Here is a 9,248-nt window from a genome sequence, read left to right on the forward strand (position 1 = left end):
GTGGTTCTCCCTGTGAAGGTCGTCGCTGCGCGCGCCGCCCATTCCGCCTCGCCGATCGCGCCCGGCTCGGCCGGGAGGTAATGGGTGAGGATGAGCTCGTTGACGCGTGCACGCTTGGCCACGCCTCCGACTTCCGTGACATCGGTGTGGAGTCCGGCCATCCGCTCCAGCTCGGCGCCCGTCGTCCCGTGGCGCTCGAGGTAGCCGAGGTCAGCGACGGAGTGGACCAGGATGTCCGCCTCCTGGGCGAGGGCGACGAGATCGTCGTTGACCGTGGTGTCGCCGGAGAACACGACGGAGCCGTCCGCAGTGTCGAAGCGGTAGGCCAGCGCCGGGACCGCGTGGCCGTGGGTGACGGCGATCGCGGTGACCCGCACGCCACCACCGTCCATAACGACGACCGGCTCCTGGGCCTCACCGTCAGCCGGTGTCGGGACCGGGATGTCGATGGCCCGGACGAGCTCCCCGGCATCGGGCATTCGCGCGTCGAGTGGCATGACGTTCAGGTGGTAGGCGTAGCCGGCCAGGATGCTCTGCACCAGGTCCGTCGTCCCGGGAGATGGTCGGTCAGTGTGGATCGTCGTCTCCCGATGAAACGTGGCGTCGCCACTGGGCAGCGCCCCCGGTGAGGCGGGGCCGTAGACCCGGATGGGTGGCAGCGGGCCGTGCGCACCAGTGCGGACCCCCCACGGATACAGCAGCATGCCGGGGAGATCGCCTACGTGGTCAGCGTGGAGGTGGGTGACGAACACCGCGTCCAGGCACCGGAAATCGAGGCCCGCGTCGACGAACGCAGACGGTGCTCCGCGACCGCAGTCGATGACAAAGACGCGGTCGCGGACGATGAGCGCTGACGCGATCCCTCCTCGGCCGGCGACCGGCATGGGCGCGGCCCCCGTCCCCAGGAGAACCAGCTCGGTGGTCATGCTCGCCCGACCTCGGCGGCGGTGGGGCGCGGCGCGATGCACGCCGTGCCCAAACCCGCCGCTGTCCCCAGGGCTGTGTCCACCAGTCGCAGGATCGGCTGCTGCCAGATGTCGCGCGGACTGAGCGAAGCCACCACGAGCACGATCGCCGTGGTGATGCGAGTGGTCACCGCGTCCTGCGCTCTCCCGAGCAGGGTCGCGGCCAGTCCGCTGACGCCGACCATCGCCGCCAGGCCGACGGGGCGGAATGGCAGGATGAGCAGGTAGACAAGGCGCATGGAGAAGCTCCGCAGCGTCGCTGCCATCCGGGTGAGGGCGGCGGTGGCGCGGCCGTCGTAGCTGGTCCGGTAGACAAACACGGTCACGATCACCGCCCAGATGCCCCCCAGAACGTTGTGCGCTGCTGACCCTATCCCCCGCCGTAGACCGCGGCCAGGAAGGCCAGGAAGGCCGAAGTCAGAAACCGGTCAGCCTTCAGTCAGCCACCCGTCAGAAATAGGAGTCATCGTGGAGATTGTCCAGATCAGGTAGCTGAGGGATGAGTCAACGTCATCGCCCTCAGCCCAACCGGGGGGGCAGTGACATGACCCATGTCCTGAACGGCCAGGCGGCGGAGACTGAGAGCGACTATCGGCGGCGGGCCGAGACCGGCGACGTTGATGCGGCGTACAACCTCGGAGTGCTGCTCGAAGGGAGGGGCGAACGGTCCGAGGCCGCCAAATGGTACTGGCGAGCGGCACGGACCGGTGACGTAGACGCCATGTTCAATGTGGCTGGTGTTCTCCAGGACCTGGGCAAGACGGCCGAGGCTCAGGAGTGGTACCGGCGGGCGTCGGACGCCGGCGATCCGGATGCCCGCACCAACCTGGAGTTGCTCCGAGGGCGCGCCAGCCATCCAAGCGTGGCCCCCGCAGACCAGCAAGCGGTCTCCGACGCCGAGCCTGAGAGCAATACATCGCCTGCTTGGGACTTGCGGCCGAACGTCAACGAGCAGCCCGACTGGGCCACCACAAACCTGGGGCCTACCCCACCTCCGCCGCCACCGCCAGAGGCGCATCTAGCGCCCGGGCAATGGGGGCAGCCTGCCAATGCCCCGTCCGAGCCCAAGCGTCCGGGCCGCATTCTGCGTCGTGTGCTCATCGGCTGGAACGTGCTGGCAGTGATCTGGCTGATCGCCGGCATCGTGAACGCCGTTGTGCAGTCGCACGGCGCGGCGGCCAACTGTTCGGCTGACTTCCAGCAGACCTGCCAAAGCGCCTACAACGTTGGCGCGCTGATCGGCGTTGCCATCGTGGTCTTCTTCTGGGTCGCGGGCGACGTAATCCTTGGCGTGCTCTACCTGGTCCGTAGCAGGAGTGACCGGCGGTGAGGTTCACGGCTTCAACGATGAAGCCTGATGGCCCTTGCCACCATGATCACCCTGACCTGATCCATCTCGCGATTCTTCCCGAGCACGGCAAGGAGCGACCGGGGCTGGGCATCTGCATGATCTGCCCCAGAGAGCATCGCTACCGAGACCTGTCCCTCCCAACTGAGACGCCCGAGTGCTACGGCCAATGACTGCGACGGACTTGGTGATTGGCATGGAGGCCTCCTAGATCCCGCCATGCCGAGCATGTGTCGGATCCCGAGGATTGGTACCCAGAGAAAGCCGACTCGGCACAACGTCCAGGCAGATAGCTCTGGAGGGAGCGCACAGAAGTCGCTTGTTGTCACTTGTCCGCCCTTACAGCCTCAAGCTGCAAAGCACCCTTCCCACGTTCGCCCAGCTACTGTCGCCGGGGTGGATGTGCGCGTGGAAGCCGGGCCAGCAGCGATCACCTTCCCGCTACGCCAGCGGGTGCTGCGACCCCATGAGAGCATCTACCAGCTGGCGCTCCCGGGCGACGAGAAGCCGGACGCCTGCCATCTGGCAGCCCGGACGGCGCGGGGGGAGGTCGTGGGCACTGCCACTGTGCGGCGGGAGCCACCGCATTGGGATCCCAACACAATGTGTGGCTGGCGCTTGCGCGGCATGGCGACCAGTGACCATCTCCGCGGACGCGGCATCGGCGCCCGAGTGCTCGACGCAGTGCTCGCCCACGTTGCATCCCACGGTGGGGGCCTCCTCTGGTGCAACGCACGAGTGCCCGCCAGGACGTTCTATGAGCGCGCCGGCTTCGTCACTCTGGGAGAGCCCTGGATCGACCCTGACATCGGCCCCCACGCGGCCATGTGGCGCCGGGTGGAATCACTCGTTGACGGGTAGCCGTGAGCACCAGCGACATCTGTCACGCTCGCGTCGGATCGTTCAGCGCTGGGGGCGCTCCGGGTTGAGCGGAGGCGCCACCGAGATCCCCAGGTCGGCTTGCGCGGACTGCCGCCAGGCCACGACCTTGTTGCCGAGATTGGTGCTGGCCTGGTCGTAGGCCCTGAGGATGTCCGGTGAGCCCACCTTGCCGGCCCGACCCACCTCCGTGAGCTGCTCGCCCAGCGTCCTGGCGACCGCTGCCGCCGCCTGCTGCGTCTCCGAGCTGCCGTACAGAAGGATGTGACCGAGAGCGGCAGTGACGACTGCATGCTGCTCCTCAAAGCGGCGCTGGGCGCGGGCCAGCATCGCCAGTCCGTGGAGGTACCCGACGGGCGTGGGTCGGAAGGTCAACATGAGCCCGGCGGACTGCCAGGTCACCGCCACGGAGGTGCCGAAGTCCCTGTACGCCTGCGCCCTGATAGGTCGGTTCTCCTCGTCGCGAGCGATCTCCTCCCGCGACGGTCGTGTCGGTAGCGTCTCGTCGACGAGCACGCCCGCGAGGGGAGCCACGAAGGGCGCCGCGGCCGGCGGGGCCCCTACCCACACCATCCCGATTCCAACGGCCGTTGCGGCCCAGGGCGGTACCAACCTGCGGATGAGCGACATGGCCCGATGGTAGGACCCTTCAGCGCTGGCCATTGCGGGGGCGGTGGCAGCTATGGAGACGTCGTGCCAGCGACGAGGGTCCCGGTCACCTGCCACAGCCGCTGGGCCGTTTCTCGGTCGTGGGTCGTCTGCGTCGTCTCCACGGGGCGTTCTGCCTTGAAGTAGGCGCCCGTGACCTCGGCCAGCTCAGGGCTCGAGGCAGCCCAGACGCTCGTCCTGGCACCTTTCTCCGGCCGGGCCATGAACGGCCACATGAGCGTCCCCGCCAACCGGTAGCCGACGGGCATCGTCGACCCCAGACTCGTCCGCACGAAACCAGGATCGACGCAGTTGGCAGTCACCCCGGTGCCCTGCAGGCGACGAGCGAGCTCGTAGGTGAACACCACCAGGGCCAGCTTGGAGTTGTTGTAGGCCCGCTGTCCGAACCTTCGTTCGCTCTGGAGGTCATCGAAGTCGATACGTCCGGCTCGATGAGCTGCTGAGGCGATATTGACGATCCTGGAAGGAGCCGACGCCTTCATCACGTCGAGGAGCAGCGTCGTCAGCATGAAGGGGGCGACGTAGTTCACGGCGAAGGTGAGCTCGAGTCCCTCGGGCGTGACCGACCGGCTCCCGACGTCGACGCCTGCGTTGTTGACCAGGACGTCGAGGCGGTCGAAGCGGTGCAAGAAGTCCCGGGCCAGTGCTCGGACGTCGCGCTGCGACGCCAGGTCGCCAACGAGGACATGGATCTTGCCGGCGCCTACGGCCGCCTGGATCCGCTCCCGGGCGGCCTGAGCTCCTTCCTCGGAGCGACCGACGAGGATGAGCGTGGCACCAATGGCGGCCAGGCCCCGAGCCGTGCTCTCTCCGATTCCGGAGGTCGCACCGGTCACGAGGACGATCTTCCCCGCCATGGCCTGGCTCGACATCGGTCCTCCCCGTCTCCCTGTCCGCGAGGCTACCGAGCCTCTCAGGTGATCAAGTGGACACCGCGCTACGCGGCGTCTGTCACGCCACGAGGGCGGTCGATGGTCAGCGCCGTGAGCACGGCGCCGAGGAGGAAGGCGGCGGCGGCGACCGCCAGGCCGACGCGCAAGCCCGGGATGAACGTGGCCCGTCCGGTGACGAGGGTGCCGAGGAGGGCCACGCCGATCACCCCGCCCACCTGACGGGCGGCGTTGATGGTGCCCGACGCCAGCCCTCCCCGCTCGGGCGGCGCCGCCTCCATGACCGCCGCCGTGGCCGCCGGCATGGTGAAGGACATACCGAGGCCGGCGGCGACGAACGGCGCGAGCAGCAGGACATAGGCGCCGCGTGTACCGACGACGACCGCCAGCGCAAGGAGGCCTGCCCCTCCCATGCAGAGACCCGCGAGCATGGGCCGGCGGGGACCGGTGCGGGCCATGAGTCGACCCGACGTGATCGAGCCCACGATCGCCATGGCCATCTGCGGCAACAGGGCGAGCCCCGTCACGAGTGGAGTCAGGCGGTGGATCCGCTGAAGGTAGAGGCTCATCACGAACAGCTCGCCGTAGAAGCCGAAGTTGATGAGCAGGCCGACTGCGGTGGCGCCAGAGAAGGCCGGCGCCGAGAACAGCCGCAGCGGGAGCATCGGAGATCGCGCCCGGCGCTCGACGACGACGAATGCCGCCCCGGCCACCACGAAGACGATGAACCCCGCTCGCACGAGCGCTGATCCCCAGCCCTCGTGGCCCGCCTCGATCAGGGCCACGGTCACCCCAGTCAGGGCGGCGATGCCGGCGAGCTGCCCTGCAGGGTCGACACCGCGGGGCCTCGGGAGTGACGACGGCAGGAACCGTCCGGCCAACGCCAGCCCGGCAACTCCGATGGGCACGTTCACGAAGAACACCGAGCGCCAGCCGAGCCCGGACACCAGCGCGCCGCCGACGACCGGACCGGCACCTGCGGCGATACCAGCCACGCCGCCCCACACCCCGAGCGCCCGGCGTCGAGCCGATTGGTCGGAGTACGTATCCTGCAGCAGGGCCAGCGACGCCGGCACGGCGAGGGCAGCTCCGAGCCCCTGGGCACAGCGCGCCCCCACCAGGGCACCGATCGACGGAGCGAGGCCGCAGGCGAGAGACGCGCAGGTGAAGAGGCCCACACCGGTCTGGAACACGCTCTTGGCGCCCCGCCGGTCCCCAAGCACCCCGGTCGACAACAACAGGGCGGCGAACACGAGGCTGTAGGCGTCCACCACCCATTCGAGCTCCGTCGTCGTCGTGTGCAGACCCTGCGACAGCGACGGCAGGGCGACGTTGACCACCGTCGTGTCGAGGATGACCATGAAGTAGGCGGCGCAGATCGCCACCAGGGCCCAGGGCGCTGCCCGCCGAGGGGGCGTCCGGGCGGCGGGTTCGGCAAGCTGATCGAGCTGTGTCACCCGTCCAGATTCGCTGCCCGACGCTTCGGTCTGCGCCGAAGTATCACGGACCTAGGCTTGGTCCGTGCCGGGAGACGCAGACATCGCGACGGTGGCAAACCTGATGGGCGAGCGGGCCAGGGCCACCGTGCTCCTCACCCTCGCGGGCGGACGCGCCCTGGCCGCGAGCACCCTGGCCGCGGAGGCGCAGGTCGCACCCTCGACCCTGTCCGGCCACCTCGCCCGCCTGGTCGACGGCGGGCTGATCACGGTCGAGACGTCCGGCCGCAACCGCTACTACCGCCTGGAGAGCCCCCAGGTCGCCGAGGCTGTCGAGGCGCTCGCCCGGATCGCCCCCAGCCGGCCGGTCCGCTCGCTCCGCCAGGCCACCCACGCCGAGGCGATCCGTCGGGCCCGCACCTGCTACGACCACCTTGCCGGCCGCCTCGGCGTGGCCCTCTGCGACGCTCTCGTCTCCGGCGGCATCCTGGGGGTCGAGACACCGCCGGATCGTCCCGGCGACCCGGTGCTCGGCGCCGGACGAGCGAAGCGGTTCCACATGACCACCCAGGGTCGCCAAGTCCTCGCCAGCCTCGACGTCCCTCTCGACCCGCCAACCCGCCGTCCGCTCGTCCGCTACTGCGTGGACTGGAGCGAACAGCGCCCCCACATCAGCGGATGGCTCGGAGCCGCGCTGCTGAACCGCTTCGTCGCCCTCGGCTGGGTCGCGCGAAGCGATCGCCGGGTCGTGCGTGTGAACGCCTCCGGGCGGTCGGCTCTCCCCGCGCAGCTGGGCGTCGACCCCGAAGCACTGTGAACGACAAGCTCAGCGGTCGCTCGCGTCCCTGTTCGCCACCTCCTGCACCATCCAGCCGTTGCCATCGGGGTCGCTGAAGGCCAGGAACGAGTGGTAGTCGCCCCGCGCCGGATCAGGACCGGGGACCTGCTTCCCATCTTCGAAGTGGAAGGGTTCACTGACGTCGGTCCCACGCCCGACGAGCTCGTCTCGCGCCAATTCGATGTCGGAGACGACCAGATGAAGACTCTGGAGGGAGCCCGCCGCCTCGGCATTCCGCATGATGACGATCGAGCACGCGGACCCTCGTGGCGTCACTTGGACGACGCGGAAGTCGTCGCCGGCGCTGTGGTCGACGTCGAGGTCGAACCCCGCCTTGTCGAGATAAAAGGCCTTGGCCCGATCGACGTCCGAGACGGGTACGACAATGAGCTCGAGCTTCCAGTCCATGGTGTGGGCCTCCCCTATCCCGCGGTCACAACAGTTCCACGAGCTGAGCCGTCGAGGCTTCATCGGACTCATCGGCGACGGCTCGCTAGCCTCCGACGGTACCGTCTGGCACGAAGGGGGATGCCCGTGCGGGTCATGTTCGTCACTTCGCCGGCAATAGGTCATTTCCATCCACTCGTCCCGCTCGCCCTGGCCTTGGCTGATGCGGGCGACGATGTCGTCGTAGCCAGCGCCCCCTCGGTGTGCACCCGGGCGGAGGACATGGGTCTGGCCTCGGTGCGCGCCGGCCCCGAGCTCGACCAGTGGTTCGCAGTCCTCCAGTCGAGGGTCCGAGGAAGGCCGGGAGACGGGCTGCGCCCGGAGCGCATCCTCGGGTATTTCCTCCCGCGCCTGTTCGGAGAGTGCGGCGCCCCGATGATGGCTGACGACCTCGTACCGCTCGTCGACCGCTGGCGTCCGGACCTGATCGTCTACGAGACGATGGCCTTCGCCGCTCCCCTCGTCGCCGCCGTGGCGAGGGTGCCAGCCGTGCACCACACGGTCTCGCCGCTCGCGCCCTTGGAGGTCTGGGAGCTTTGCGCCGACGCGCTGTCGCCGTTGTGGCGGTCGCTCGACCTGAACCCGTCGCCGCTCGGCGGCCTCTTCGAGGGGCTGACGCTCGCCACGTGGCCACAATCCCTCGACGCGGCTCCAGGGTACGAGGCGGGCGATATCAGACGGATGCGCGCCATCCCGCTGGACGCGACCGGGTGCGAGGGGCTGCCCGACTGGGTGCAGGGACTTCCTGAACGACCCACCGTCTACATGACGCTCGGCACGGTGACGAACACGGACATGGCGGTCTTCCGGTCTGCACTCGAGGGCCTCGCCGAGGAGCCGGTCAACCTCATCGTGACAGTGGGCCGCGACAACGACCCGACGGCAATCGGCCAGGTCCCGCCGAACGCCCGGATCGAGCGCTACATCCCGCAGTCGCTCCTGTTGCCCTACTGCTCCGCTGTCATCAGCCATGCCGGATCGGGTACGACGCTCGCCGCGCTCAGCCACGGCCTCCCCCAGCTGTTGATTCCCCAGGGCGCCGACCAGTTCGTGAACGCCGACCGTTGCGAGCAGGCGGGCGTCGGGCTGCGGCTCCTACCTGATCAGGTCACCGCCGCGGCCGTGACCGACGGTGTCGGCGCGCTGCTTGTGGGCGACACGTACGGGCGCCAGGCCCGACGAGTGCAAGCGGAGATGGCATCGATGCCGACGCCGGAGGAATGGGTGGAGCCGCTGCGCCGTGTGGCAGCGAGTGCAAGCGCGTGACTACGTGGTGGCGACGGGAAGGTGCTTGATGCCGTTGATGAAGTTGGACAGCAGCCGCTCCGGATCTCCGGTCGTGTGGATGCCCGGCGCCCGAGCGAGGAGCTCGCGGAACATCACGGTGATCTCCTGACGGGCCAGGTGCGCTCCGAGGCAGAAGTGCGGACCCGGACCGCCGAAGCCCAGGTGGGGATTGGGGTCACGGCGGATATCGAACCGATAGGGGCTGTCGAACACCGCCTCGTCGCGATTGGCCGACCAGTACGTGAGCAGCACCTTGGCGCCGGCGGGGAGGTCGACGCCGCCTAACGTCACGTCCTTGGTGGCCGTCCGGCGCATGAAGATCACCGGCGAGGCGATCCGGACGATCTCCTCGACCGCCGTCGGCGCCAGCGCCTCGAAGTCGGCGGCCCAGGCCGCCCGCTGATCCGGATGGTCGGTGAGCAGCTTCATCCCGTGACTGATGGCGTTGCGGGTCGTCTCGTTGCCTGCCACCACGAGCAGGATGAAGAA

Annotated in this window: 11 protein-coding genes; 4 read left to right on the plus strand and 7 right to left on the minus strand. The window is 69.0% G+C overall.

Going from position 1 to position 9,248, the window contains the following annotated elements; all coding sequences use genetic code 11:
- Together VGF64_08690 and VGF64_08695 are read right to left on the minus strand one after the other, a co-directional pair.
- Nucleotides 1–926: MBL fold metallo-hydrolase (locus VGF64_08690; protein ID HEY1634821.1), on the minus strand; the 926-nt coding region annotated here is incomplete at its 3' end.
- A complete protein-coding gene (locus VGF64_08695) occupies nucleotides 923–1,339 on the minus strand; it encodes an FUSC family protein (protein HEY1634822.1) in 417 nt (138 codons plus the stop codon). The genes VGF64_08695 and VGF64_08690, both read right to left, overlap by 4 nt.
- Nucleotides 1,340–1,509: 170 nt before the next feature.
- On the opposite strand from VGF64_08695, the gene VGF64_08700 reads away from it, so the two are divergent.
- Both VGF64_08700 and VGF64_08705 read left to right on the plus strand, forming a co-directional pair.
- The gene (locus tag VGF64_08700) at nucleotides 1,510–2,295 is read left to right on the plus strand and encodes a hypothetical protein (GenBank protein ID HEY1634823.1); all 786 of its coding nucleotides are present in this window, start codon (nucleotides 1,510–1,512) and stop codon (nucleotides 2,293–2,295) included.
- A gap of 414 nt (nucleotides 2,296–2,709) precedes the next feature.
- Nucleotides 2,710–3,174 carry a GNAT family N-acetyltransferase gene (locus VGF64_08705; protein ID HEY1634824.1) on the plus strand — a complete coding sequence of 155 codons (465 nt, stop codon included), beginning with the start codon at nucleotides 2,710–2,712 and terminating at the stop codon, nucleotides 3,172–3,174.
- Between the two features lie 42 nt (nucleotides 3,175–3,216).
- On the opposite strand, the gene VGF64_08710 is transcribed toward VGF64_08705, so the two are convergent.
- The 3 genes from VGF64_08710 to VGF64_08720 form a co-directional block, all read right to left on the minus strand.
- Complete coding sequence (locus VGF64_08710) at nucleotides 3,217–3,822, minus strand: hypothetical protein (GenBank protein HEY1634825.1); 606 nt, start codon at nucleotides 3,820–3,822, stop codon at nucleotides 3,217–3,219.
- A 50-nt stretch (nucleotides 3,823–3,872) separates the two neighbouring features.
- Nucleotides 3,873–4,733: an SDR family oxidoreductase gene (locus tag VGF64_08715; GenBank protein HEY1634826.1), complete on the minus strand. Its 861-nt coding sequence runs from the start codon at nucleotides 4,731–4,733 to the stop codon at nucleotides 3,873–3,875.
- Between the two features lie 65 nt (nucleotides 4,734–4,798).
- Entirely contained in the window at nucleotides 4,799–6,208 is a 1,410-nt protein-coding gene (locus tag VGF64_08720) for an MFS transporter (GenBank protein ID HEY1634827.1), read from the minus strand.
- Nucleotides 6,209–6,272: 64 nt separating this feature from the next.
- Between VGF64_08720 and VGF64_08725 the strand changes: the two genes are divergently transcribed.
- Nucleotides 6,273–7,004 carry a helix-turn-helix transcriptional regulator gene (locus tag VGF64_08725; GenBank protein ID HEY1634828.1) on the plus strand — a complete coding sequence of 244 codons (732 nt, stop codon included), beginning with the start codon at nucleotides 6,273–6,275 and terminating at the stop codon, nucleotides 7,002–7,004.
- Between the two features lie 9 nt (nucleotides 7,005–7,013).
- On the opposite strand, the gene VGF64_08730 is transcribed toward VGF64_08725, so the two are convergent.
- Nucleotides 7,014–7,433, minus strand: coding sequence for a VOC family protein (locus tag VGF64_08730; protein HEY1634829.1), 420 nt, complete (start codon nucleotides 7,431–7,433; stop codon nucleotides 7,014–7,016).
- 135 nt (nucleotides 7,434–7,568) lie between these two features.
- On the opposite strand from VGF64_08730, the gene VGF64_08735 reads away from it, so the two are divergent.
- Complete coding sequence (locus VGF64_08735; GenBank protein HEY1634830.1) at nucleotides 7,569–8,738, plus strand: glycosyltransferase; 1,170 nt, start codon at nucleotides 7,569–7,571, stop codon at nucleotides 8,736–8,738.
- Here VGF64_08735 and VGF64_08740 read toward each other — a convergent pair.
- A partial coding sequence (locus VGF64_08740) for a cytochrome P450 (GenBank protein ID HEY1634831.1) occupies nucleotides 8,739–9,248 on the minus strand: 510 nt, incomplete at its 5' end.

Source organism: Acidimicrobiales bacterium (assembly GCA_036491125.1).
In the GTDB taxonomy this organism is placed as follows: domain Bacteria; phylum Actinomycetota; class Acidimicrobiia; order Acidimicrobiales; family AC-9; genus AC-9.